At 69.3% G+C, this 24,504-nt stretch carries 26 protein-coding genes and 1 pseudogene; 2 read left to right on the forward strand and 25 right to left on the reverse strand.

From position 1 onward, the window contains the following. Nucleotides 1-22 precede the first annotated feature (22 nt). From ACRRRO_RS07065 to ACRRRO_RS07090, 6 genes are all read right to left on the reverse strand, one after another. Nucleotides 23-964, reverse strand: coding sequence for a carbohydrate ABC transporter permease (locus ACRRRO_RS07065; RefSeq protein WP_434081295.1), 942 nt, complete (start codon nucleotides 962-964; stop codon nucleotides 23-25). A 55-nt stretch (nucleotides 965-1,019) separates the two neighbouring features. Beyond that, entirely contained in the window at nucleotides 1,020-1,718 is a 699-nt protein-coding gene (locus ACRRRO_RS07070; RefSeq protein WP_434081296.1) for an extracellular solute-binding protein, read from the reverse strand. Further along, on the reverse strand, nucleotides 1,654-2,208 hold the full coding sequence (locus ACRRRO_RS07075; protein WP_434081297.1) for an ABC transporter substrate-binding protein: 555 nt from the start codon (nucleotides 2,206-2,208) through the stop codon (nucleotides 1,654-1,656). The genes ACRRRO_RS07070 and ACRRRO_RS07075 overlap by 65 nt, the downstream gene beginning before the upstream one ends. 158 nt (nucleotides 2,209-2,366) lie before the next feature. After that, on the reverse strand, nucleotides 2,367-2,915 hold the full coding sequence (locus ACRRRO_RS07080; protein ID WP_434081298.1) for a sugar phosphate isomerase/epimerase family protein: 549 nt from the start codon (nucleotides 2,913-2,915) through the stop codon (nucleotides 2,367-2,369). Further along, on the reverse strand, nucleotides 2,873-3,181 hold the full coding sequence (locus tag ACRRRO_RS07085) for a hypothetical protein (RefSeq protein ID WP_434081299.1): 309 nt from the start codon (nucleotides 3,179-3,181) through the stop codon (nucleotides 2,873-2,875). Before ACRRRO_RS07085 ends, ACRRRO_RS07080 begins: the two co-directional genes overlap by 43 nt. Further along, on the reverse strand, nucleotides 3,178-4,290 hold the full coding sequence (locus ACRRRO_RS07090; RefSeq protein ID WP_424795643.1) for a Gfo/Idh/MocA family protein: 1,113 nt from the start codon (nucleotides 4,288-4,290) through the stop codon (nucleotides 3,178-3,180). Before ACRRRO_RS07090 ends, ACRRRO_RS07085 begins: the two co-directional genes overlap by 4 nt. Nucleotides 4,291-4,373: 83 nt before the next feature. On the opposite strand from ACRRRO_RS07090, the gene ACRRRO_RS07095 reads away from it, so the two are divergent. Further along, nucleotides 4,374-5,585 carry a substrate-binding domain-containing protein gene (locus tag ACRRRO_RS07095; RefSeq protein WP_424795642.1) on the forward strand — a complete coding sequence of 404 codons (1,212 nt, stop codon included), beginning with the start codon at nucleotides 4,374-4,376 and terminating at the stop codon, nucleotides 5,583-5,585. Between the two features lie 72 nt (nucleotides 5,586-5,657). On the opposite strand, the gene ACRRRO_RS07100 is transcribed toward ACRRRO_RS07095, so the two are convergent. The 19 genes and pseudogenes from ACRRRO_RS07100 to ACRRRO_RS07190 form a co-directional block, all read right to left on the reverse strand. After that, complete coding sequence (locus ACRRRO_RS07100) at nucleotides 5,658-7,070, reverse strand: NAD(P)(+) transhydrogenase (Re/Si-specific) subunit beta (protein WP_424795641.1); 1,413 nt, start codon at nucleotides 7,068-7,070, stop codon at nucleotides 5,658-5,660. 3 nt (nucleotides 7,071-7,073) lie between these two features. Beyond that, nucleotides 7,074-7,373 carry an NAD(P) transhydrogenase subunit alpha gene (locus tag ACRRRO_RS07105; protein ID WP_424787195.1) on the reverse strand — a complete coding sequence of 100 codons (300 nt, stop codon included), beginning with the start codon at nucleotides 7,371-7,373 and terminating at the stop codon, nucleotides 7,074-7,076. Then, nucleotides 7,373-7,750: a hypothetical protein gene (locus ACRRRO_RS07110; protein WP_434081300.1), complete on the reverse strand. Its 378-nt coding sequence runs from the start codon at nucleotides 7,748-7,750 to the stop codon at nucleotides 7,373-7,375. Before ACRRRO_RS07110 ends, ACRRRO_RS07105 begins: the two co-directional genes overlap by 1 nt. Beyond that, the gene (locus tag ACRRRO_RS07115) at nucleotides 7,732-8,496 is read right to left on the reverse strand and encodes a hypothetical protein (RefSeq protein WP_434081301.1); all 765 of its coding nucleotides are present in this window, start codon (nucleotides 8,494-8,496) and stop codon (nucleotides 7,732-7,734) included. The genes ACRRRO_RS07110 and ACRRRO_RS07115 overlap by 19 nt, the downstream gene beginning before the upstream one ends. Before the next feature lie 70 nt (nucleotides 8,497-8,566). Then, complete coding sequence (locus tag ACRRRO_RS07120) at nucleotides 8,567-9,289, reverse strand: FadR/GntR family transcriptional regulator (protein ID WP_434081302.1); 723 nt, start codon at nucleotides 9,287-9,289, stop codon at nucleotides 8,567-8,569. A 3-nt stretch (nucleotides 9,290-9,292) separates the two neighbouring features. Beyond that, entirely contained in the window at nucleotides 9,293-9,460 is a 168-nt protein-coding gene (locus ACRRRO_RS07125; protein ID WP_424795638.1) for a hypothetical protein, read from the reverse strand. Next, complete coding sequence (gene dgoD / locus ACRRRO_RS07130; RefSeq protein WP_424795637.1) at nucleotides 9,454-10,602, reverse strand: galactonate dehydratase; 1,149 nt, start codon at nucleotides 10,600-10,602, stop codon at nucleotides 9,454-9,456. The genes ACRRRO_RS07125 and dgoD overlap by 7 nt, the downstream gene beginning before the upstream one ends. A gap of 203 nt (nucleotides 10,603-10,805) precedes the next feature. After that, nucleotides 10,806-11,672 carry a 2,3-bisphosphoglycerate-dependent phosphoglycerate mutase gene (locus tag ACRRRO_RS07135; protein WP_434081303.1) on the reverse strand — a complete coding sequence of 289 codons (867 nt, stop codon included), beginning with the start codon at nucleotides 11,670-11,672 and terminating at the stop codon, nucleotides 10,806-10,808. Nucleotides 11,673-11,883: 211 nt separating this feature from the next. Beyond that, the gene (locus ACRRRO_RS07140) at nucleotides 11,884-12,699 is read right to left on the reverse strand and encodes an FAD-linked oxidase C-terminal domain-containing protein (protein WP_434081304.1); all 816 of its coding nucleotides are present in this window, start codon (nucleotides 12,697-12,699) and stop codon (nucleotides 11,884-11,886) included. Continuing rightward, entirely contained in the window at nucleotides 12,696-13,565 is an 870-nt protein-coding gene (locus ACRRRO_RS07145; protein ID WP_434081305.1) for an FAD-binding oxidoreductase, read from the reverse strand. The genes ACRRRO_RS07140 and ACRRRO_RS07145 overlap by 4 nt, the downstream gene beginning before the upstream one ends. Continuing rightward, nucleotides 13,562-14,203, reverse strand: a complete 642-nt coding sequence (locus ACRRRO_RS07150) for a lysophospholipid acyltransferase family protein (protein ID WP_434081306.1) — start codon at nucleotides 14,201-14,203, stop codon at nucleotides 13,562-13,564. Before ACRRRO_RS07150 ends, ACRRRO_RS07145 begins: the two co-directional genes overlap by 4 nt. Next, a complete protein-coding gene (locus tag ACRRRO_RS07155) occupies nucleotides 14,145-14,573 on the reverse strand; it encodes a 1-acyl-sn-glycerol-3-phosphate acyltransferase (RefSeq protein ID WP_434081307.1) in 429 nt (142 codons plus the stop codon). Before ACRRRO_RS07155 ends, ACRRRO_RS07150 begins: the two co-directional genes overlap by 59 nt. Continuing rightward, nucleotides 14,570-15,369 (reverse strand): annotated as a pseudogene (locus ACRRRO_RS07160) (SDR family NAD(P)-dependent oxidoreductase). The gene ACRRRO_RS07155 and the pseudogene ACRRRO_RS07160 overlap by 4 nt, the downstream one beginning before the upstream one ends. Continuing rightward, nucleotides 15,369-17,660 (reverse strand): HAD-IB family hydrolase, encoded by a 2,292-nt coding sequence (locus tag ACRRRO_RS07165; protein WP_424795632.1) that lies wholly within the window; start codon nucleotides 17,658-17,660, stop codon nucleotides 15,369-15,371. The pseudogene ACRRRO_RS07160 and the gene ACRRRO_RS07165 overlap by 1 nt, the downstream one beginning before the upstream one ends. Nucleotides 17,661-17,665: 5 nt before the next feature. Next, nucleotides 17,666-18,529 (reverse strand): hypothetical protein, encoded by an 864-nt coding sequence (locus ACRRRO_RS07170; protein ID WP_424795631.1) that lies wholly within the window; start codon nucleotides 18,527-18,529, stop codon nucleotides 17,666-17,668. Further along, on the reverse strand, nucleotides 18,526-19,320 hold the full coding sequence (locus ACRRRO_RS07175) for a ferritin-like domain-containing protein (protein WP_424787206.1): 795 nt from the start codon (nucleotides 19,318-19,320) through the stop codon (nucleotides 18,526-18,528). The genes ACRRRO_RS07170 and ACRRRO_RS07175 overlap by 4 nt, the downstream gene beginning before the upstream one ends. Nucleotides 19,321-19,333: 13 nt before the next feature. Then, complete coding sequence (locus ACRRRO_RS07180; protein WP_424787207.1) at nucleotides 19,334-19,609, reverse strand: HPr family phosphocarrier protein; 276 nt, start codon at nucleotides 19,607-19,609, stop codon at nucleotides 19,334-19,336. 137 nt (nucleotides 19,610-19,746) lie between these two features. Then, nucleotides 19,747-21,402 (reverse strand): threonine/serine ThrE exporter family protein, encoded by a 1,656-nt coding sequence (locus ACRRRO_RS07185; protein WP_424795630.1) that lies wholly within the window; start codon nucleotides 21,400-21,402, stop codon nucleotides 19,747-19,749. A 297-nt stretch (nucleotides 21,403-21,699) separates the two neighbouring features. Beyond that, nucleotides 21,700-23,445 carry a cobalamin-independent methionine synthase II family protein gene (locus ACRRRO_RS07190; RefSeq protein WP_434081308.1) on the reverse strand — a complete coding sequence of 582 codons (1,746 nt, stop codon included), beginning with the start codon at nucleotides 23,443-23,445 and terminating at the stop codon, nucleotides 21,700-21,702. 252 nt (nucleotides 23,446-23,697) lie between these two features. Here ACRRRO_RS07190 and ACRRRO_RS07195 point away from each other — a divergent pair, with 252 nt between their 5' ends. Continuing rightward, entirely contained in the window at nucleotides 23,698-24,474 is a 777-nt protein-coding gene (locus tag ACRRRO_RS07195) for an IclR family transcriptional regulator (RefSeq protein WP_434081309.1), read from the forward strand. Nucleotides 24,475-24,504 lie beyond the last annotated feature (30 nt).

Raw genomic sequence — 24,504 nt, forward strand, 5'->3', positions numbered from 1 at the left:
ATCCCCGTAGAAGACCCAATACCTACCGCTGGCGAAGACCGCCGCGGTCGCCAGTGCGATCACGACGAGCAGCACCCACGCCATCGCCGAGGCGTAACCGAAGCGGGACTCGGTGAACGCCCGCTGGTACAGGAGCAGCGTGTAGAACAAGGTGGAGCCGGCCGGACCGCCACTGCCCCCACTGATGACATACACCTGGGTGAAGGCCGAATCCGCCGATGACGGCCAGGACCCCGTTGAACAAGACGATCGGGGAGATCGAGGGCAACGTGATGTGCCGGAAGCTGCGGAACCGGCTCGCGCCGTCCAACGCAGCGGCCTCATAGAGGTCCGCCGGCACCTGCCGAAGTCCGGCGAGGAAAATGATCATCGGGGCCCCGAAGGTCCACACGTTCAGCACCATGATCGTGATGAGCGCGGTGTCGGGGTGTCCGATCCAGCTACGGCCGTCGATACCAACCACCGACAGCACGGCGTTGATGAGGCCCGCCTCACCCCAGACGAATCGCCACAGCACCGCGATCGCCACGGACCCTCCCAGTAGGGAAGGGACGTAGAAGATGGTGCGGTACAACCCCAGTGCGCCGATCCCCTTGTTCAGCAGCGTTGCCACGGTCAGGGCGAACGCCAGCATCACCGGTACCGAGATGCCCACGTACAGGAAGGTCACCTTGACCGACCCCCAGTACGCGGGGTCGACGGTGAACATCAGCCGGTAGTTGTCCAGGCCCACCCAGCGCATCGTCTGGAAGGACCCGGAGTAGTTGGTGAAGGACAGCGCCAGCGAGGCGAGCATCGGCAGCACCGTGACCCCGAAGAACCCGACCAGCCAGGGGGTGAGGAAGGCATAGCCGGCTGCGGTGGTGCGAGCCGACTCGCTCCATGTGCGCCTGGGTCGGCGCGGTCGCGGGCTCGATGCGGCTGACGGCGGCGGTGCCGAGTTGCGCGGTTCGATGTCGATCATGTCAGACGCCTTTCCGGGGTGGGCGCGCGGTGCGCGCCCACCCCGATGTTGCGGCTCAGAGTCCGGAGAGCGCGGTCTCGACCTGGGCCATGAACGCGGCCGCAGCGTCCTCTGACGTCGACTGGCCGAACACCACCTCTTCCCACGCTGTGGACAGCTGGGTGATCAACGGTTGGGTACCGTCCGGCCACACGTCGATCACCGCACCGGATTCGCGCAGGTCGTCATAGAGCGTGATCCGGTCCTTGATCGACTCATCGACGTCCGGGCTCGCCAGCATCTCCTCCAGGATCGAAGTCACCGGCGGCAGGCCGGTCTGCGTCTCCAGGATGAACGCGCCCTCGGAGGAGTTGATGAAGAAGTCGATCAGCGCAGCCGAGTCCACCACGTTCGTGCAGTTGTCCGAGATCGCCCACGAGTTCGCACCGACAACCTGGGCGGGACCTCCGGTGGGCGCGGGGGCCAGCGAGACCTGCCCGAGATCGAGTTGATCCAGCGTCCGTTGGAAGTCGGGCATGTTGTTGTCACCGGTGAAACTGACCAGGTTCCGGCCCGTCGCCATCATGCTCTGCGCGGTGGGCACGCCCTGGTACTCAGCGGTGACCTCACCGGAGGGCGCGGCGCCCTCCTCGACGGCGCGCATCCACAGGTCGAACCAGTCCACCAGCGTCTGTTCGCTGAACCCTGCCTCACCGTCGTCGAAGAGGCTCTCCCCCCGTCCGATTGCGAAGACCTGGAACTGGGACCGAGCCACCGCTGGCGCTGATGGCGAACCGATCGTCGGAGATGCTCGGCTGCGTATCGATGGCCCAGTCCACATAGTCCTCCCAGGTCCCGCTTGGATCTGGTGGCGTGCCCCCTTCCTCCTCGATGAGGGGAACATTCAGAAGCGCACCCTCGTACCAGATGCCCTTCGGTATCGAGTAGAGGTTCCCGTCCGGCGCCCGCTGGCTCTCCAGAATCTCCTCCGGGATCCCGGAGACGTCGATGGTGCCGTCCTCGATCAGATCATCCAGTGGGAGGAGTGAGCCCCGGTCCTCGTACCGCGCCTGGTACCGGGACTGCATCGCGGGGATACACGGCAGGTTGTTCGCCGCTGACTGCACCGAAAGACGGTCCCAGTGACCATCGAAGGTGGTCGGTTGGGTCTCGATCGTCACGTCCGGGTTCTCTTCCGAGAACAGGTCGACCACGTCCTGAACCGCGGCGTTACGTTCATCGGAGCCGTACCAGCTGATCGTCACCGGGCCCTCATTGGGCAGGTCGTCGCCGGCGGCACCACTGTCCGAACCACATGCTGCGATGAGCGCGACGGATGCGAGTCCCGCCGCCATCGGTACGACTCGTCTACGGCCATGGATCGGTGCCATGGCCTCGTTGCCATTGTGCTTCATGATCATCCTTATCTCTCGAGATCAGAATCTGATAGGGGCAGATAGCGCGCAGCGATCTCAGCACCTGCGCGAAGGTCGGCGAGCATGGTGTCCTCCTCGATCAGGGGGAGCTCGATGACCACGTATCCGTCGAATCCGGTTGTCAGGATTCGCGACAGAACTGCATCAAAATCGACGGCGCCGGCACCGAAGCGAACGAAGGTGGCCGCTCCGGGTGCTGCGCAGTCCTTGAGGTCCACCTGGACGATCCGTCCGGCGAACTCCTCCACGATGGCGACCAGATCATGGCCTGAGGCAAGGAAGTGCCCGGTGTCCAGGCACATCCCCACCGCCGGTGTCTGCACCGCATCGAACAGGTCCCGATAGTCCTGCGGGTGCTCGATGACGTTGTTGAAGTGGTTCTCCACGGAGATGGTCAGGTTCCGCTGTTCTGCTACCGGACCGATCAACGCCAAGAGGTCGATCAACCGCTCCAGACCGCCTCGTTGCCCGCGACCCGATCCGGTCGCCTTGATCACGCGCACGCCCAGGCGCTCGGCGGCTTCCAGCAGCCACATCCATCGAGCCGTCTCCCGGGCCACGTCCGGTGCATCCGGCCGGGGGCGAACGGGGAGATCTGCAAACTGGCCGGCGTGAGGTCATGCTCTCGGCATCGCGAGACGATGCTGTCCAGACCAGCGGGCGTGAGGTTGCGGGCGTACCAGGCATTGAACTCGATCTGCCGGACACCGACCTGCTTGGCGTGGGTGAAAGTCCGGTGAAAGTCCTCGTCACCGAATCCGTCGAAACAGATGGTGGCGATGCTGACGGTCGCGGTGCTCATCGTGCACCTGCCGAGAAGTCAGGAATGTGCACACGCTCGCCATCGGCCATCGCCGACTGATGGGCGCAGATGCCCACCGAGGTCCAGTTCGCCGCTGTGACGGCGTCGATAGCGGAGGGGCGGGCCTCCACGATGCTGCGCACGAACTCGTGCGCCAGGTGCGGATGCGATCCGCCGTGCCCCCCGCCCTGGATGAAGGAGAGGTGCTCGTTGTCGTCGTCGTAGACGCCCTGCGTGGTGAACCCGGCGATCTCCTCCGGTAGCCGGCCGGCGAAGTCGGGGATCTCGATCGGTTCGGGGTCCTCCCCGACGTGCAGGATGTGACCACCGCCCTCGATCTGCTCCCACTCGAAGGACGCGCGGTCCCCGAAGACCGTGAAACTCTCGACGTACTGGTGGGCCGTCTCGAACAGGGACCGTGCAACCTCGGCGCCGACCGCCGAGTCCTTCAGGGTCAACAACGCACTCTCGACGGCGAACGGGGACCCGTACTTGCCGGCCAACTCCGGTGAGATGCGGCCGGATCCGAGGCAGACGACGCTCTCCGCCAGAGTGCCGGCCAATGCGAGCACCGGTCCGACCGCGTGGGTGGCGTAGTGCATCGGCGGCAGCCCTTCCCAGTAGCCCGGCCAGCCGGCCATTTCCTGGTAGTGCGCGCCGCGCAGGAACTGGATCCTGCCGATGGTGCCGTTGTGGACGAGTTCCTGCACGTGCAGGAACTCCCGGGAGTACACCACCGTTTCCATCATCATGTAGTTGCGTTCGGCTTCTTCCGCCGCGGTCACGATGGCTTGGCACTCCTCCAGGGTCGTCGCCATCGGCACGGTGCACGCCACGTGCTTGCCCGCCCGGAGCGCGGCGATGGTTTGCCCGGCGTGGTCGGGAATCGGGGTGTTGATGTGAACCGCGTCGATGTCCGGGTCCTGGATCATCTCGTCGTAGTCGGTGTAGCGGCCCTGGACCCCGTACCGGTCTGCCGTCTGCTTCAGGGCACCCTCGCTGCGTTGACACACCGCGACCAACTCGGCATCGGGGTGCGCCTGGTAGATGGGTATGAACTCGGCGCCGAAGCCGAGACCAGCAATGGCTACCCGTACCTTCTCTGTCATCGTTGACCTCCTTGCTCTCAGATTAGGAAGCCGACTGACCCGAACTCCATGCGTGATCCAGCATTGAACCTTAGATTTCTTACATGGACGCCATGACGGCATCTCGGCACGTGGCACTGCTCGTCGAGACCTCGAACGCCTACGCTCGCGGTCTCCTCGCCGGGATCCGCAAGTACGTGACCGACCGTCCCGGGTGGTCGATCTACCTTGCCGAGCACTCACGTCACGAGACCGACTTCTCCTGGTTGGAGGGGTGGCAGGGTGACGGGGTCCTTGCCCGCATCGAGAACACGGAGACAGCGGACTTCATCGGGCGGCTCGGGCTGCCGACGGTCGATCTGAGTGCTGCCCAATTGGTACCCGAACTGCCCGGTGTGGAAACCGACGACCGTGCCATTGCCCGCTCCGCGGTCCAGCACTTCGCTGATCGTGGCCTGACCAACTTCGCCTTCTGTGGGGATGCCCGGTTCCGATGGTCGACCAAACGCGGACACTGGTTCAGCGCGCATGTCCTCGCCCGCGGGAGCCAGGCTCACTCCTTCGAGATCCAGCCTTCCGGCATGCGCGCCACAGATCGGGACCGGCTCGCCACCTGGCTGCTCCGCCTTCCCAAACCCGTGGGAATTCTGGCCTGTTACGACATCGCCGGCCAAGAGGTACTCGAAGCCTGCAAGATCGCCGGCCTGTCGGTCCCGGACAGCGTGGCCGTGCTGGGGGTGGACAACGACGAACTCATGGTGAACCTCACCGCACCGCCGCTCTCCAGTATCGAACCCGACACCACCCGGACCGGCTATCTGGCGGCTTCGCTCCTCGATCAACTCATGAACGGGCACCGACTCGAGCCAGGGCTACGACTGATCGCCCCCGTGCGGACCGTGGCGCGGCAGTCCTCGGACATCCTCGCCGTCGACGACCCGCTCGTGGCCAAGGCACTGCGCTTCATCAGGGACCGCGGGCACGCGACCATCTCGGTGGAGCAGGTGCTGCGCCATGTCGGTCTGTCCCGTCGTGCCTTGGACTACCGGGTCCACGACACCGTGGGACGTACGGTCCACGGAGAGATCCTGCGGGTCCGCATGGGGCATGTGGCCGAGTTGCTGACCTCGACCGATTGGACGTTGCCGCAGATAGCCGAGCGCCTGGATTTCAAGCACGCCGAGTACATGGGAGTGGCGTTCAAGAAGGCCACCGGGAAGTCGCCCGGTCAATACCGCCGCGACAGCAACGGCGCGGTCGCGCGGCAGGATTTCGGGGTCCCGGCACCGGAGGACGCGCCAACTGAGCAGACCTGATCCGAAGCATCGGTCGGGGCGGTTCGGGCGTCGTCACCTGAACTTCGTGTCGTCGGCTTGGCCTCACCGCGGTCATACCGTCGTCAGGGCCCCCACGATCGCGGCCAGGGACTCCTTGGCGTCGCCGAACAGGACCTGGGTGCGCTCGGCGAACAGCAGTTCGTTCTCGATACCGGCGAACCCCGGGCGCATCGAGCGTTTCAGGAAGATCACCTGCCCGGCCCGGTCGGCGTCGATGATCGGCATCCCGTAGATGGGTGCACCGGGATCGGTGCGGGCTGCGGGATTGACCACGTCGTTGGCGCCCACCACGACCACGACATCGGTGTTGGGCATCGAGGGGTTCACGTCGCCGGCCTCGACCAGCAGGTCATAGGGCACGTTCGCCTCCGCGAGCAGCACGTTCATGTGCCCGGGCATCCGTCCCGCCACCGGGTGGATGCCGTAGACGACGTCCACACCACGCTCGCGCAACCCGGTCACCAACTCGGCGACGGTGTGCTGAGCCTGGGCGACAGCCAGGCCGTACCCGGGCACCACCACCACCCGGCGCGCATAGGCCAGGGTGATGGCCACGTCCTCCGCATCAGCCCTACGAACCGGACGATCGGAGGTCTCGGTGGATCCCGCCGTCGAACCCCGCAGCGCCCCGAAGAGGATGCCGGTGACCGACCGGCCCATGGCCCTGGCCATGGCGTGGGTGAGGATCGAACCGGCGGCGCCGACCAAGGTTCCGGAGATCAGCAGCAGGGTGTTACCCATCGCCCACCCGGAGGCCGCCACGGCCAGACCGGTCAGAGCGTTCAGCAGGGAGATCACGATCGGCACGTCCGCTCCGCCCACCGGCAGCACCAGCAGCACCCCGACGACCACGGAGATCAACGCGGTCGCGATCCCGGCGCCGACGCCGGCCGTCACCCCCACCATCACCGCACCGGTCAGGCCCGCCAGCACCCCTACCACCATCAGCACCGGGGCGCCGGGCAGCACCACCGGTCGGGAGGTCATCAACCCTTGGAGTTTGGCGAACGTGACCATCGACCCCGACAACGACACCGATCCGGCCACGATCCCGAAGGCGGTGGCCGGGCCCGCCACGGCGGTGCTGACCGCCAGTTCCCCGACACCCGGGCCGGCGGCGGAGAGTTCGGTCAGCTCGCTGATGCCCACCAGGGCCGCGGCGCCACCACCGACACCGTTGAACATCGCCACCAACTGAGGCATCTGGGTCATCTGCACGCGCGCAGCCGCGGGGATCGCGATCGCCGATCCGACCAGCATCGCGGCAAGCACCACGTACAGGTTCATCGCCTCGAACTCGGTGGACAGCATCACCACGACGACGGCGACCACTGCGCCGGCCACGCCCATCAGGTTCCCGTTCCGGGCGGTCCGCGGGGCGGCCATCGACTTCAGCGCCAGGATGAACAGCACGGCGGCGAGCAGGTACCCCAGTGCCGTGACCGTGGGAGGCAGCAGATCCACGACTCAGCCCTCCGCCCGGTCCGGTCGGCGTTCGGCGGAGAACATCCGCAGCATCCGCGCGGTGACCCAGAACCCGCCCACCAGGTTCACCGTGGCCAGGACCACTGCGAGGGCCCCGACGGTGGTGACCGCCCAGTGCTGGGAGTGGGCCGTCACGATGATCGCGCCCACCAGGATGATGCCGTGGATGGCATTCGCCCCGGACATCAACGGGGTGTGCAGGATGGTCGAGACCTTGGAGACCACCTCGAACCCCACGAACGCCGCCAGCACCAGCAGCGTGAGCGTCAGTACCGCGTCCATCACCGGCTCCTGCCCTCGTGGGTGTAACACATCCCGTGGATCAACTCATCGTTGAGGTTGAGGGTGAGGGTGCCGTCCTCGGCGACCATCGCACGGAGCACCTGGGCCACGTTCCGGGCGAACAGCCCAGAGGCGTCCACCGGGAGGTCCGCGGCCGCCGCGGCCAGCCCGAGCAACGTCACCTCACCGCCCCCACGGGTGGAGGGGATGCGCGCCTCCACCCCGGGCAGGGACCCCTCCACGTTCCCACCGGCCGAAGCGGCCAGATCGACGACGACCGAACCCGGGCGCATCGCGGCCACCGTGGCGGCTGCGACCAGTCGGGGGGCGGGGCGGCCGGGCACCGACGCGGTGGTGATCAGGACGTCGGCGTCCATGATGTGGTTGGCCAGGACGTCCTGTTGGGCGTGCGCGGCGCCGGCATCCAGGTCGCGGGCGTACCCCGCCCCGGCCCGGGCTGCGGGGCGATGCCGACGTCGATGAACTCCGCACCGACCGAGCGCACTTCCTCGGCGGAGTCGGGCCGGATGTCGTTGGCCGCGACCTTGGCACCCAGGCGCCGCGCGGTGGCGATCGCCTGGAGCCCGGCCACCCCCACGCCCAGCACGATCACCTTCGCCGGCGGCACGGTCCCGGCGGCGGTCATGGCCAGCGGGAAGAACCGGGGCAGGCGGATCGCGGCCTCCAGCACCGCCCGGTAGCCGGCGACGAAGGCCTGGGAGGACAGCACGTCCATCACCTGCGCCCGGGAAGTGCGGGGCAGTCGTTCGAAGGACAACGCGGTGATGGATCCGGCGTTCAGGGCCTCGACGATCACCGGATCCACCCCTCCGGTCAGGCCCAGGGTGATCATCCCCGGCGGCAGGGCCGCGATCCGCTCGGGATCCAGGGGCCGCACGTGCACCAGGACCTGCGTGGTCGCCAGGGCGCGGGCCAGATCACCTCCGGTGGCGACGGTGGCGCCGGCGGCAGCGAAGTCGTCATCGGTGTGCAGGGCGAGCGTCCCGGCCCCGGACTGGATGGTCACCGACAGGCCGTGGCGAGCCAACTGGGCGACTACCTCGGGAACGAGGGCCACCCTGGTCTCCGGATCCGGCTCGCGCAGAGCCACCACGGTGCTCACACTGCCCAGGTTAGGGTCGCGGATCGGGACGCGCTGGGGCTTTGGTCCCTGCGTGTGGGCGAGAACCCGTTCAGGCGTGGTCGGTGGTGCCCGCGCGTGCCGCGGCGACCACGGTCCCCGCCTCGGTCACGAGTCGGCGCATCGCCGCGGCGGCGGTGGGCCCATCCTGCTCGCGGATCCCGGTGGCGACGAGTTGGTGCAGCAGCACGGCGATGTCCCGGGGGTGGTCGGGCACCAGGTGCCGGGCGTGGCGGGCTTTGAGTGCCTCACCGATCGGGGCGTCGAGCGCGGCGAACATCTCGTTGCCGCAGTGCTGCAACAGGAGGGAATGGAACGTCAGGTCCGCCGCCAGGAACGCGTCCAGGTCGCCCGCGGCGGCCAGGGCCGCCATCGTCTCGGCCAGTGCCACGAGTTCGGCGCCCACATGCTCCGGCGCGTTCATCGCGGCCAGTTCCGCCGCCTGAGGTTCCACCGCGGTGCGCAACTGGGTCAGCGACACCAACTGTGCCGGTGCGTCCGGCCCGGCGAGGCGCCAGTGCACCACGTCCGGGGCGAACACGTTCCAGTGCGATCTCGGCGTCACCCGCACCCCGACCCGCGGGCGGGATCGGGTCAGGTGCAGTGATTCCAGATACCGGAGCACGTCCCGGATCACGGTGCGGGAGACCCCGAAATCGGCCTGGAGATCCTCGATCCGCAGCGTGGTTCCCCGAGGATGAACACCGGAGACGATGGCCTGGCCGAGTTGATCCAGCACCTGCCGGGACAACGTGTTCGGACGATCGGCCGGCACGGCTCACCCCTTCGTGTCTCCGGCCGTGCGGCCGGAGACGATGCGCTGTGCTGCGTCGGAGGTCGATGACGTGGCGGTCCTGGCGCTGGTACTCATTCGGTGGCGCACCCCGGACGTGCTGTTCAGCGGCAGCGTGGGCACTCCGGTCACGTCGGGTTCTCCGGTCACCACTCGGCGATGCTGCCGTCCTCGCGGTGCCAGCGAGGGGTGCGCCAGCGGTGCGGGTGCCGGCCGAGCTCGCGGACGACGTTCTCATCGATCTGCACGCCCAGGCCGGGCCCGGTGGGGCGGTGGATGTAGCCGTCGGAGAATTCGAACACGGAGGTGTCGAGCACGTAGTCGAGCAGTTCGTTGCTGCCGGTGTTGTAGTGGATGCCGATGGACTGCTCCTGGATCATCGCGTTCGGGCTTGCGAAGTCCACCTGCAGGCTGGCGGCCAGTGCGAGCGGACCGAGCGGGCAGTGCGGGGCCAGTGCGGCGTCGTAGGTCTCGGCCTGGGCGGCGATGCGCCGCACCTCCGAGATCCCACCGGCGTGGGCCAGGTCGGGCTGGACCACACCGACTCCGGCCTCCAGGGCGGTGCGCATCTCACCGCGGGAGTACAGCCGCTCCCCGGTGGCGATCGGGATCGAGGTACCGGCCACCAGGGTGCCCAGGGCGGAGGTGTGCTCGGGCAGCACCGGCTCCTCCACGAACAGCGGGTGCAGGTCCTCCAGCGCGGCGAGCAGCCGGCGGGCGTACGGCAGGGAGACCCGGCCGTGGAAGTCCAGGGCGAAGTCGCCGTCGTCGCCCAGGGCTTCCCGTGCGGCGCCGGCACGTTCGATCACGCCCCGGGTGTCGGCCAGTGTGCCGAGGTGGCCCACCGGGCCGGTGGCGTTCATCTTCACCGCGGTCAGGCCCGCTTCCCGGACCGCCTGCACGGCTTCGCGCACACCGCCGGGGTTGTCCCCTCCGACCCAGCCGTAAACCCGGATCTTGTCCCGGACCGCCCCGCCGAGCAGGTCGTGGACCGGTACGCCGAGTTCCTTGCCGCGGATGTCCCACAGGGCCTGGTCCACACCGGACACCGCCGAGGAGAACACCGGCCCACCGCGATAGAAGCCGGATCGGGTCATGGTGCCCCAGAGCTGTTCGATCCGGGTGTGGTCGGCGCCGATCAGAATGTCCTCGAACGCGTGCACGGCGGCCTGAGCGGTCTCCCCGTGCCCCTCCAGGCTCGACTCACCCCAACCGACGACACCATCGGTCGTCTCCAGGCGGACGAACAACCAGCGTGGGGCGGCCAGGAAGGTCTCCACGGTCTGGATCGGCATGTGACCTCCGTTGCGGACATACCTGCATGAGGCAGTGTTTGGCGACGCGGTGGCGCGGGCCGATCTGGCTGACGCAACTGTCCGCTCGGCCCGATCGGGCTCCCGCCGCTCTGGGCTGGGCTCACGTATTGATAGCACTATTGATAGCGATCGTGCAATGTCCCCGTCTGAGGATGCCGGCGCGGCCCGGAGCCAGCGTCCGGTCAGGTCCCGCCCTGGGCGGCGATGAGTGCGGCTTCCCGCCGCGCCGCTTCCGGGTCGAGGTACTCCCCGCCCCGTGTTTCCGCGGCCAGTGGGGGATTGGACCGGCGGGCGGTGCTGGACTGGCCCGGGTCGGCGTCAGCACCGGTTCCACCGTCGGCCAGGGACTCGGTGCCGGCGCGATGGGTGGCTCCGGTGCTCGTATCTGCACCTACGGCGAACCGGTAGCGCAGCGGGCGCGCATTGGGCAGATTGAGCGCGGACAGTTCCTCGTCGTCCAGGTCGTCGATCACCGCGCAGAGCGCACGCAGCGAGTTTCCGTGCGCGACGACCAGGACGTCCTCCCCATCGAACAGGCGGGGCGTCAGCATTTGGTACCACCAAGGCCTGATGCGCTCGACCACGTCCCGCGGCGACTCGGTGGCGGTGAGGGCCTCAGCCGGCAACCGGTCGAACGGGGACAGGGTGCGCCACAGCGCCAGGGTGCGCTCGGGGAGGGGTGGTGGCCGTCCGGCATAGGAGCGGCGCCAGAAGCGGAAGCGTTCCGCACCGTGCTCGATGCGCACCTGCGCCTTGCTCAGGCCGGACAGTGCCCCGTAGTTGCGTTCGTTCAGGTGCCAGTCCCGCTCGATCGTGCCGGGGAAGCCGATCTCCTCGCAGATCAACTCGGCGGTACGCCACCCGCGCACCAGTTCGGAGGTGATGAGCGCGTCCGGGCGAAAGCCCAGGTGGCGCAACCGGGAACCGGCCAGGCCGCAGTCGCGGATCCCCGAGGGGGTCAGGCCCACATCCAACACACCGGTGAACAGCGACCGTGCGTTGGCCACCGACTCCCCGTGCCGGACCAGCATCAGCGTCCCAGGCGTCATAGTCCTACCCTGCCACCACGTCCGGTCTCACCCGCACGTGGCCGTACAGTCGCACAGCCGCTCGCATCCGGCCCCATCCGCTCGCATCCGGCCGCTCGAATCGTCCAATTGGATGCTTGTAGCGATCCCGAGCGCCCGGAACTCGCTGCAATCGTCCAATTGGATTAATGTGGCGGGTGTGGGGGGTGGGGGGTGTGGCGCGGGCCGGGGGTCACCACTCGCGTTCCGGCGGGATCAGGGTGCCAGGGTTGAGGTTACGGCTGGGGTCGTTGGCGCGCAGCAGGCCAACCAGCATGTCGGTGCCGGCCTCCCCGATGTCCTGCTCCAGCCACGGCTGGTGGTCGATACCCACGCCGTGGTGGTGGGACAAGGTGCCGTGGTAGTCCACGAAGGACTGCTGGATCGCCGACTTGACCAGGTCGTACTGGATGAGCGGGTCCAGGCCCTCCTTCGGCCGGAACGCGAACGTGAAGTACAGGCATGCCCCGGAGTGGTAGGAGTGCGACAGGTGGCACATGACGTACCCCTTCACACCCAGCTCCTCGTACGCGGTGTAGGCGTTGCGCATCGTGTTGACGTACAACTCCCCCAGCTTCGACCACGGTGCCGCCGTGTCGGAGACGTCCCCGAGGGCGCCCCGGTCCAGCAGGAAGTCCCGCAGGTACGGGGTGTCGAACTTCTTGGCGTCATACATCGCGCCCGGGCCCTTGCCCAGTTTGATCGCACCGTGCTTGCCGACGATCTTCCCGACGATGCCCTTGGTGTAGCGCATGTGAGCGGTGGTGCCCTCATACCCGATGTAACTGATGCAGACCTTGTCCAGGTCCCAGCCGCGCCGGCGCAGCACCTCGAACAGCCCCTCGCCGATCTTGGACGACAATGAGGTCGAGGCCTTGCGGGTCTGCAACGAGAACGCCGTCTCCGGGGCATCGGAGACCCGGGTGATCGTGGGTTCGGCGTCGGAGTTCGCGATCTCCTCCATGGCGGCCAGGCCGGCGGAGAAGTTCGGGAACAGGTAGGCGATCACGTCCCGGTTCTCCGGAGCCGGTGCACGTGCACCCAGGCCTCGGTGATCACACCCAGGCGCCCCTCCGAGCCCAGGATCATCTCCCGCACGCTCGGTCCGGTGGATGTCGAGGGGAGGGGACGCACCACCACCACCTTGCCCGGCTGGACCATCCGCAGCCCGCGGGTGATGTCGGCGATGTCACCGTACTTGTCCGACTGCATCCCCGAGGAGCGGGTGGCGATCCACCCACCCAGGGTGGAGTGCCGGAAGGAGTCCGGCTGGTGGCCCATGGTCCAGCCGGTCCGGCCGAGTTGTTCCTCCAGGTCCGGACCGAGCGCGCCGGCCTGCACCCGTGCGAGTCCGGCCTGCTCGTCGATCTCCAGCACCCGGTTCAGCCTGCCCAGGTCCAGGGAGATGATCGGGCGGCCCTCCTGGGCCTGCGGGGTCAGGCTGCCGGAGATGTTCGAACCGCCGCCGAACGGGATGAGCACGGCGTCCGCGGTCACGGCGAGGTCGACGAGCGCTTGCACCTCGGCCTCGTTCGCCGGATAGACGACGACGTCGGGCACGCGGGGCAGGATCCCGGCCCGGATCATCACCAGGTCGCGCAGGCCCTTACCGTAGGTGTGCACCACCCTGTCGTAGTCGGTGGTGTTGACATGGTGATCTCCGAGGATGTCGCTCAGGGCCTGACCCACGTCCTCCGGCAACCGGCTGGCGGGGACGTCCAGGTCCTCGAACCTGGGCACCTCCGCTGCAGGTTCGGACAGATCCAAACCGATCTTGTCCTTGACGAACGGGGCGAAACCGGGCTTGTCCGTGTGGTTGAAGGCGATCCCTTCCACGCCCCAGCCCCACCACTTCTGGTGCTGCACTTCGTTCATCGGTGTCCTCCTGCTTCTTCTCCGCCGTCGTCGGGGCCGCCAGTGGCCGCCTCGGAAGTCGTGTGATCCTTGGTTCGGTTCTTCCGGCGCCAACGACGCCAGCGGCCGCCGGAGCCGTCCTTGGTGCCGCCCCCGTCGGTCCCGGGCGCCTCAGCCGGGTCATCCCCGGGTGCCTCCCCCGTCTTGCCGGACCGGGCCGCGTCGTCGTCGGCCGTGCCGCCCGGGTCCCCCGGGCCCGCGGTGGGTTCGTCGCCGCCCGGGGCTGCGTCGTCGTCGGCCTGGTCCTCGCCATGACCGCTGCTGGCGCTGGGAGCGCTCTCGGGCACCACCACGTACGGGGTCTGGTTGGTGAGCATGTGCCGCACCTGGGTGGTGAGGCGTTCGTTCAGGTCCGGCAGGTTCTCCCCGCGGCGGGCCTCGATCGGTTTGCCGATGATCACCTTCACCGGCAGCCGGCCCGGCTTGGGCCAGCTGGCACCCGGGGGCATCGCGTCGTGGGCACCGACCAGGGCCAGCGGCACCAGCGGCACCCGCAGCGCCCGCGCCAGCGCCGCCGCGCCGGGGGTGAACGGGGCCATCTCACCGGTGCGGGAGCGGGTGCCCTCGGGGAAGATCGCCAGCGGGATGTTCTCGCGCAACAGCGTCACCCGACAGGCCGGCCTCACGCTTCTTGCCGCGGCCGCGTTCCACGGGATAGGAGTTGAAGAAGAACGAGGTGAGGGTACGGCGCCAGGCCTGCCGGTAGAAGTAGTCGGCCGCCACCGCGGTGGCCAGGTGACGGGTGACGCGCCACGGCAGGGCGGTGATGACGAGCGGGGCGTCCAGGTGGGAGGAGTGGTTGGCCACTACCACGAACGGGGGACGCAGGCCCTCCAGGTTGCCCTCACCGGTCACGGTGACCCGGGTGGTGGAGAACACGATCGGGCGCAGGATGAGGCGCTGTGCCACATACCGGGCCCATCGGTGCCAGGCCCAGTGGTAGCGGTCGGTGCGGCGCGCAGCCCTCATCCACGACCGCGTTTCGACATGAGTTTGCCGGCGACGGCGCGCACCAGCGGGCGGGGCAGGCGGCGCAGGAAGAAGCAGATCAGCCAGAACCGCTTGGAGGGGATGGACTCGACCTTGCCCTTGTCCACGTCGGCCAGGCAGTCGTTGACCAGCCGGGTCGAATCCAGCCACAACGCGTTCGGGATCGATCCGGTGCCGATGCCGGCCCGGTCGTGGAACTCGGTGCGTACCCACCCGGGCACCAGCGTGGTCACCTGCACGCCGGTGCCGGCCAGTTCCAGCGCGAGGGCCTCGGAATAGGTGTTCACCCAGGCCTTGATCGCCGAGTAGCCCCCCAGCGGGATCAACCCGGCCACCGACCCGACGTTGACGATCACGCCCGAGGCGCGCCGCCGCATCGCCCGCCCGGCCCGGCCCCCGAGCACCAGCACCGAGTTGACCATGAGTTCCACGGCGGAGGTGTGCTCGCCGATCTCCGCGGTGGTCAGCGGGGTGTGGATGCCGTGCCCGGCGTTGGAGATGAGCACCTGCACGGGGTTCTCATCGTCCTCCAGCCGCTCGGCCACCGCTTCCATGCCGGCCTCGGTGGCCAGGTCGGCGGTGATGGTGTCCACCGCCACGCCGTAGTCGCGGTGCAGTCCTGCGCGGTGACGCTCAGTCGCTCGGCGTTGCGGGCCACCAGGATCAGGTCGCAGCCGCGCCCGGCCAGGGCACGGGCGAAGGACAGCCCGATTCCGGAGGTTCCCCCGGTCACCAGCGCGATCCCACCGATCGGTGAGGTCTGGATGTCCACCATTACCGGCCTCCAGCCCGGATCGAGCGCAACACCGGGGAGAACCGTCCCTCCGCCGTCGTCGTCCAGGCCCGTACCGGCCAGCGTTTGGCGCGCGCGTACCGGTACAGGGCCGCGTCGGGGTTCACCGCGCTGGGGTTGCCCACCACGTCCAGCCAGGGCCGGTCGGCGTAGGTGTCGCCGTAGGCGTAGGACTCCTCCAGGTTCAGGTTCTGCTCGCGGGCGTAACGCAGCAGCCAGGTGGCGCGGGCCTCATCCACCAGCGGGGAGGTGAGCAGGTGCCCGGTCCAACGTCCGGCCGGGTCGGTCTCCATCTTCCCGGCCACGATCTCATCGAACATGTCCGCCAGCGGCTCCACGAACACGTCGATCTGCCCGGTCACCAGCACGGTGCGGTGCCCGGCGGCGCGGTGTTCGGCGATGCGCTCCACGGCCTCGGCGTGCAGCCGCGAGCGCAACGAGGTGGCGACGCGTTCGGCGATCACCTTGCGCAGTTTCTCCTCGTGCACGCCGGCGTAGCGGCGCATGAAGGAACGGATGAAGTCACCACGATCGCGCCGTTCGGCCTGCAGGTAGGACGGTGAGGTGGCCACCATCCCGCCCAGGTGCTGCAGCGACTTGCGCGCCCCCTTGGCGGCCAGCTCCACCCAGATGTAGTGCTCCAGCAGGTTCGCCGCGGCCACGGTGCCGTGCAGGTCGAACACGGCCAGCACATCGGTGCGCTCGGGCAGGGTGGCACCCGTGGCCGACCGGGCAGGCCCGCGCTTGTCCCGGGAACGCATCAGACCCGGGACGGTGGGGATGTGCACTTCCTGCAGGTAGTGCGCCCAGTCGATCTCGGTGACGTCGAAGCCGTGCTCGGCGCGGCGCTCCGGCGGCAACGCCTCGTGCAGCGCACGGGTGTTGGCGTCGTCGAAGATCACCTCGGTCTGGGTGTAGGGCTGGTACAGGTCGGTGAACTTGCGCAGTGTGCCGAGGTCCCGCTTGGCCTTGTACAGGGTGGAGATCCACTTGCGGGTGGTGTCGTTGCCGGGCAGCCGGCCCACCGCGTTGTCCGCGGTGCGCACCGCCCACTCCCGGCGCCGCAGCCCGCGCTCCACCACCGGGGCGTTGGGGAAGGACCAGTTCGGCACATGCACCACCGAACCCTCCTCGTCCAGCAGCGGGTTGGCCCGGAAGTACTCCCGGATCAGGCGCAGGATCTGCCCGAAGCGCACCGGGTTGCGGATCCCGGAGGAAACCTGGAAGTACTGCGGCTCCCCTTCCGGGGGCGGCTCGGCGGCAGCGGCCAGGGTGGCGTTGACGACGTGGTCCACCGGGATGACGTCCAGGATGGCGTCGGCCAGGGCCGGGAACTCCGGAAGCAGGCCCCGCCCGTAGGCCGCGATGAGGGGATCGGCCACCTTGAACCCGTCGATCCAGCCCGGGTAGGGGTGCTTCAGGGAGGACTCGATGATCGTGGGCCGCACCACCGACAACCGGCGCGCTCCCCACAGGTCCTCGGCCGCACGCTCCCCCAGCGCCTTGGTGAGGGTGTACACATCGGGCCAGCCCAGCGACTGCGCGCGCGTGCGGGCCGCGCGCACCAGCTGGTCGTTGACCCACTCCAGCCGGGCTGCCTCGGCGGCCTCGGCCACCGCCTGCGCGCCGGCGCGCCGGTGCTCGCTCCGGGCCTGCTTGGTCAGCGAGCCGAGCACAGCCGGGGCCCGCGAGGCCGACTCGGCCTTCTCCCGGAAGGCCAGGGCCATCCGCGTCTCGGTGGCCCGGTCGATGTTGTGCTCCAGGCTCCGTTCTTCGGCCACGCCCTTGCGCAGACCGGCCACGTAGCAGGTGGAGACGTGCACCACGTGCGGGTTCGAGCCGGAGGCGGTCAGGGCGGTGTACAGAGCCTCCGGACCGCCGACGTTGGCGGCGAAGGCCTCATCGATGGGCAGATCGAAGGAGACCGAGGACGCCGAGTGGATCACTACGTCCAGATCTCCGGGTAACTCCGGCACCGAATCCAGGTCACCCTCCAGCACGGTGACCCGGCGCTGTGCCTCGGCGTCGGCCTGCTCGGCCCCGATCTCCTCACGCCACGGCTTGAACACCGCCTTGCGGAGCAACTTGTTGACGCGCATCCGCCCGGTGAGGGTGCCCCGTGGGCGCACCAGCACGGTGATGCGGGTGGAGGGATAGGCGCTGAGCAGTTTCTCCAGGACCGCCTGACCGACGAAGCCGGTGGCACCGGTCAGCAGCACATGGGCACCCTCGAGGGGCCGGGCGGCAGCACGTGAAGGTTCAGAGACGGACACCTCGGCTACTGTACGCGCAGTTGCCAGCGGTTGGTTCCATGTACAACGAATCTGGCGAACTCTGTGCGCAACACCGCGCGCCGGGGTGCGCCGGGCAGTGCGGACAGGGCGGTATCGGCCTGTGCCAGGAGCCAACGTGCCTCCGGGTGGCCGAGCACGTACCGCAGGATCGCCCCGATCCTGCGGGGTTCGGCGTACCGCGAACCCGGCCAGCGCCAGCCGCGCAGGGCCCGGTGCAGCGACCGGCGGGCGGGGGCGTTCGTGCCGGCCCGCCGGTGGATCTGTTCGGTGTAGAAGGCCACGTGCCGCTCGGTGCTGTGCAGCACCGAGCGGGTGAGGTCATCCAACGCCGGCACCAGTTCGGCCAGCCGGATCGTCATCACCCGCAGCGCGAAGGTGTCCGCCAGCCCGGTGGCCAGCTGGCCGGCGATCACCCGTGGTCCCAGGAGGTTCGTCCCGATCGCGGCCAGAGTCGGGAAGAACCGTTCGTGTGCCTGCTCGGCGAGCCGCGCCCGCAGGCCGGGCCCAGGTGCCTCCGGCGGCGGGTGGTCGGCGAGGACCCGGCCCAGCAGGTCGGCGAGCCAGTACTTCTCATACGCCCAGGTAGTCAGGAACGCGGTCACCTCGGCGTCGGCGTGGGTGGGGGTGATCAGCAGGTCCCGCAACCAGTCCAGGGCCGCCTGCTCGACGTCCCGGATGAGTTCCAGTGCCTGCAGCACGCCCGCGGGCAGGTCGGCCTGTGCGAGCGCGGCCTGCCCACCGGCGGCCAGGGTGATCGGGCGCGGGTTGTTGATGAAGTCGGCCATATCGAAGTCTCCGGCGGGACCGACGACGACGAAAGCCCGGCTCGCACGGGGCCGCGGGCTCATCCGGTGATCCCCCGGGCGTCCATCGCATCACCCACGATGGTCAGACCCTCCATGCCGGGCAGTTTCGCGATGTGGGTGTCGATCGCGTCGATCTCCCTGCGTCCTTCTGGGCCGGAGAACAGGTGCGACATCACGTGCTGCACCTCGCCATCGTCCATGATCGAGGAGCCGACCGGCTCCCAGGCCTTGCGCAGGGCGAGCCGGGCGAAGGTGCGGGCACGCTCGGAGCCGGTCAGGCGGGTGCGCGCCTGCGTGGCGTAGAACGCGACGTGACGTGCCTCCTGGGCGGCGATCCGCTTGAGCAGCACCGCCAGGCCCGGGTGGGGTTCCATCGCCGCGAGACGTTTGTAGGCGGCGCCGGCGGACCACTCGTTGACCGCGCCCCAGATCATGTGCACCGCGATGAAGTCCCGGCCGAGCACATTGCCCAGCATCGACTGCTTCACCGGCACCAGGCGCTCGCGCCAGCCGAGTTTGATGCGCTTGGCCTTGAGGTAGTCATACGTGACGCTCACCCCGTGGAGCCCGAGCACGTGCGCGAGCGCCTCCCCGTGCCAGAACTCCTCGCGGTTCCACATGGTCATGAATGCACCCACGTCGGCCGATCGCCGGGAGGGGGTGACCAGTTGGTCCCGCAGGTAGCAGACGGTGTGGTACTCCACCTCGCACATGTACCGCAGGGTTCGCAGCGACTCCGCGCCGAGCGGCTCGTCGACGAAGGAGTCGAAGTCCAGATCCTGCCACCGCACTCGATCGGATGAGCGAGTGAACCTGTCGACATCGAAGACCACCGTCGTCCCCTCGCTACTCGGCGGTCGCCTCGAGGTCCCTGCTGAGCAGGGCGGCCAGGTCGTCCAGGACCTTGTCCGCGCGCGGCCCGTCGGCGTAGAGCGTGACGGTGTCGCCACCCTTGACCCCCAGTGTCATCACACCCAGGATCGAGGACGCGTCCTGGGGGGCCGCTCCACTCTTGGTGATCCGCACCGGGATCCCGGAATCCTCAGCCGCACGGGTGAAGATCGCCGCGGGTCGCGCATGCAACCCCACGGCGGACTTGACCGTGACGGTGCGCTCGGCCATGAGCTCGCCTTTCACTGATCACGGATGGAAGTCTCATCCTAACGGGCTGGTCCCACCGCGCGGGGGGTTCGGCGGGGGCAGGTGATGAGCATCACCTGCGGCCGTGCGGACCCCGGCGCGGGGTCCCACCCGCAGGTTCAGTTGCGAGCGCCGCGGGCACGCACGCCGACCATCTCGTTGAACCGGTCGATCCGGCGCCGCAGCGGTGTCGCCAGGTAGCCACCGAGGGTCACTCCGGCGGCCAGCGCCAACCCGATCATGAACGCCCCGATCAGTTCGGAACTGCCCGCCAGCACGTGGTCACCCTCCACCAGCGCGAACATGCCCCGGTAGATCGCCAGCCCGGGCAGCAGTGGTGTCAGGCCCGCGATGGACAGCACGAGGGAGGGTGTGCGGGTGCGCTCCCCCACCGCCACGGCGGCCAGCCCCACGACCATCGCGGCGACGAAGGCCGAGGCCTCGAAGCCCATGCCCAGGTCGATCGCGCCCCAGCGCACCGCGGTGGAGCCGGCGCCGATGGCCAGCATCAACATCACCGTGCGCAAGCGCCCGTAGGAGGCCACCCCCCACGCGGCCGCGGCCACCCCGCCGCACGCGGCCTGCACCCACACCGACGTCTGAAAGGCCATCGACTCGTTGAGTACCAGGGGGATCCCGATCGCCCGCGCGAGGTTGAGCATCACACCGATGCCGGCCACGAGCCCGATGGTGTTGAGCACCACCTCGAAACTCCGGGCCGCTGCGGTGAGCGGATATCCCTGGATCGCATCGCCGGCCGCACCCACGAGGGAGAGCCCGGCCAACAGCACCACCATGCCGGCACCGACCACCACCGAGGGCGGGAGCAGGTGCGCCGGCCAGCCCAGCATGTCCCGGCCCACCATCAACAGCATCGCCACCAGCGTGGCCATTCCCGCGCCGATCACCTGCTGGAACAGGTAGGGCAGGTTCCGGCGTCGGAAGAACCGCAGCACCCGGTCGATCGCGGCCGAGGTCAGCCCGGCCACGAGTGCCACCAGGATCCCGCCGCCGAGCAGGCCCGCGATCGAGGCGCCCATCACACCCAGCGCCACGGTGACGATCCAGCGCCGGTAGGAGTGCGGGGAGGTGACGATCTGGTCGAATCGGGACTGGGCATCGAGCAGCGTGAGTTTGCCGGTGGCGACGTCGTCGATCATCCGGTGCAGGTCGGTCAGGCGTGAGTAGTCGGCGGTGCGCACCGAGATGATCCGCACCTTGGTGAGCGGGTCGTCGCTGCGGTCGATGGTGGCGGTGATGGAGATGAAGGTGATGTCGATGTGGCAGTTGGTCACGCCGAACCCGGCGGCCATCCGCAGCAGATCCACGGTGGTGTCGGCAACCGCCGCTCCGGTGCCGATCAGCGCCTCGCCCATCCGCACCACCAGGTCCAGCACGTCCCGCTCCACCGGCAACGGCAGGCTGGAGGTACGGCGGGGGGCACTGAACTGCTCGGTGGGCGGGGAGGTCGCGGCCATGGCTGCCCGGGCCCGGTGCCGTAGCGGACGACGCAGCGGAGCCGGTGCGGACGGGGACTCTCCGGCCGATGGCAGGAACGTGGGTGGCGGGCTGGTGGCCGGTGGGGTGGGCATCACCGGGGTGTTGGCCGAGGGCGTGAAGGAGGGCGGAGGCGGCGACGTCGTCTCGGAGGGTGCGGCCCCGGCCGGTTCCGCACCGGAACCGGGCGTGACCGCACGGCGACCGACCGGCACGCCGGGGAGGCGGCGCCCCGGGCCGCGCCGGTTGCCCTGGTCTGCCGAGCCGGAATCGTTCACGCTTAGCACCGTAGAACACCCCGGGCCCGGTTGCCGAGGGGGATTTCGTTCCGTGCCTGGTGATGACCACCACACGTCGGGCCGGCACCGGCATTGCAGGACGCTTCGGGGCGCCCCGCCGCCGCCCCACGCCTCTCACGCAGGCCTCCCCCACCGCCCTCCACGCTGCCTGCGCCGCCCCGAGGACGGGTTCGACCGCCGCGACCATCCGGCCTCCTCGCTTGACCGCACCGTCCCGGTGGACGAGCCTGTGCGTCCATGGACGACGGCGAACTCCGGCGCGCACGAGGCGCCCACCTACGCAGGGTGCTGGCCTGGGCGGGGGCTGCCGTCGTCGTCGTCGGCGGTTGTGCACAGCCGCCCGAGCCGCTGCCCGCGCAGATCGAGTGCACCCACCAGTTCCGGCCCGACGCCGACCGGGACGCCGGCGCCACCCATGACACACTGGTCATCGAGCAGGGCGAGAGCGCCGAAGCCGAGTTCGATGCGATGGCCCTGCAGGTCACCTACACCGCGGGGCAGCCGGACGGGAACGGGGTGCGCGTGGTGGTCACCGGCGATACCGGAGAGCCGCTCAGCGAGTACCTGTACCAGGCCGGTACCGCCGCGCAGACGCTGCACACCGAGTTCGCCGGTGGGCACGGTTTCACCGGCCTGCTCACGACCTACGACGACGACGCCCGGCTCCAGTTCTGGTGCTCGGCGAACCGGGCGGCGGAAACCCCCTAGCGGTGGCGCGGGGTTGCCACCGTAGTGATCCCGACTGACCGGCGCGGCCGCCTCAGCGCCACAGGCGACGGGTGGCCAGCTCGCGCCCTTGGCCAGGGTGTCGAGCTTGGCCCAGGCGATCTGGGCGTGCACCCGCCCACCGAGCCCGCAGTCGGTGGAGGCGATCACGTTCTCCCGGCCGACCCGGGTGGCGAACCGTTCGATGCGCTGGGCGACCAGTTCGGGATGCTCCACCACGTTCGTGGCGTGGGAGACCACACCGGGCAGGATCAGTTTGCCCTCGGGCAGTTTCACCTCGTCCCACACGGTGTACTCGTGCGCGTGCCGCACGTTGCCGGCCTCGAAGGTGTAGGCGCCGGCGTTGACGCCCAGCACGGTGTCGATGATGTCGCGCATCGGCAGGTCGGTGGTGTGCGGGCCGTGCCAGGACCCCCAGCACAGGTGGTAGCGGATCCTGTCCGTGGGCAGCCCGCGCAGGGCATGGTTGAGTGCCTCCACCCGAACCCGGGTGAACGCCAGGTAGTCCTCCAGTGCGGGCTCGGGCTCGATCTGGTCGAAGTTCTCCGCGATGGAGGGGTCATCGATCTGCAGGATCAGGCCGGCGTCGATGATCGCCTGGTATTCCGGCCGCAGCACCTCGGCCCACGCCTCCAGGAGCTCGTCGTCGCTTCCGTAGTACTCGTTCGCGATCCGTGAGGCCGAACCCGGAGCCAGGGAGGTGATGAAGGCATCGGACACCCCGGCAGCGTCCGCGGCCGCCTTCAGGTGCGCGGCGTCGGCGGCGATCGCTTCTGCCCCGGTGTAGGACAGCGGGCCGGTGACCTTGGGGAATGCCGGCGCCTCCCCCACCATCACCCCGGAGGTGGGGTCGGTGTAGGCCTCCCGGAAGGCCTGTTGATCCCGCCGGAAGGCGAAGCCGGTGAGTTTGGTGCTGCCCGGTTCGGAGATGTGCCGCTCGGTGACCCACTTGGCGGACTCATCCAGTTCCAGACCCGCGGTGCGCTGGAAGATGTAGGACCACCACGCCCCGAAGTCCATCGGCGAGGTCATCGCCTTGCCGTACTCGCCGTCGCCCACCACCGTGATGCCGGTGTCGACCTGGCGCTGCACCAGGTCACGGACCTGCTCGCCCAGGAAGTCGTCGAAACCCGCCACCTCCTCGCCGCCGACCCGGGCGGCGTTGGCCTCGATGAGTTCGGGGGTGCGCGGCAGGGAGCCGGCGTGACTAGTCTGGATCTTCTCGGCGCTGTTCAGCATGGTGGCATCGTGGCACAGCCGGCCACCGGGCTCATCCCGGGTCGGCAGGCCGGGCACGCCCCCTTGGTAGGTAGGCCGGGCTGGGCACGCCCCCTTGGTAGGTAGGCCGGGCTGGGCACGCCCCCTTGGTATGTAGGCCGGGCTCATCCCGGGTCCGTAGGCCGGGCACGCGTCACGTCCACGGGCCCGGCACGCCCCCTTGGTACGTTCGATGCCCGGGGGCGCCGACACGTTCGGCGCCCCGCGGTAACGAAGGTCCGGGCGGACGGGAGCAGGAGGTGGCGCACATGGCGGCACACGACGACGCCGGTGACGCGCACACACCCGGCGCACCGGACCGCCGGTGGGGTGCAGTCGGTGAGCCGGGCGCTGGAGCTGCTGGACCTGATGGCCGGTGCCGGTACGGACATGTCGCTGTCCGAACTGGCCGGGGGCACCGGAATGGCCGCAGCGACCACGCACCGGCTGATGCGCACCCTGCTCGCCCATGGCTACGTCCGGCAACTCCCCTCGCGCCGCTACGGGCTCGGTCCGGCGCTGATCCGTCTCGGTGAGCAGGCCGGCCTGCACCTCGGCGCCGCGGCGCGTCCACACCTGGACGACCTGGCGGCGCAGGCCGGGGAGACGGTGAACCTGGCGATGCTGGACCAGGACATGGTGGTCTACGTGGCCCAGGCCGCCTCACGGCACTCGATGAGGATGTTCACCGAGGTGGGCCGGCGGGTGCACGCTCACTCCACCGGGGTCGGCAAGGCCGTGTTGGCCGAACTGCCCGACGCCGCGGTGCTGCGGCTCCTCGAGCGTGCCGGGATGCCCCCGGCCACCGAGCACACCATCACCGGGCCCGAGGAGTTCCTGACCGAACTGGGCACCATCCGCAGCCGTGGCTATGCCATCGACGACGGTGAGCAGGAGGTGGGGGTGCGGTGCGTGGCCATGGCTGTGCCCGAGGCGCCCACCCCCACCGCGGTCTCGGTCTCGGGCCCGGCCGCCCGGCTCGACCTGGCCGGCCTGGAGGCACTGCTGCCCGCACTGCGCCGCACCGCGGGCGTGCTGGCCGAGTTGTACGCCACCGAGGGCCCCTGACCGCCACCCGCACCCGAGGCCGACGGCCAC

Origin of the sequence: Sanguibacter sp. Z1732 (genome assembly GCF_051020515.1) — a bacterium.
GTDB lineage: Bacteria > Actinomycetota > Actinomycetes > Actinomycetales > Beutenbergiaceae > CALKWS01.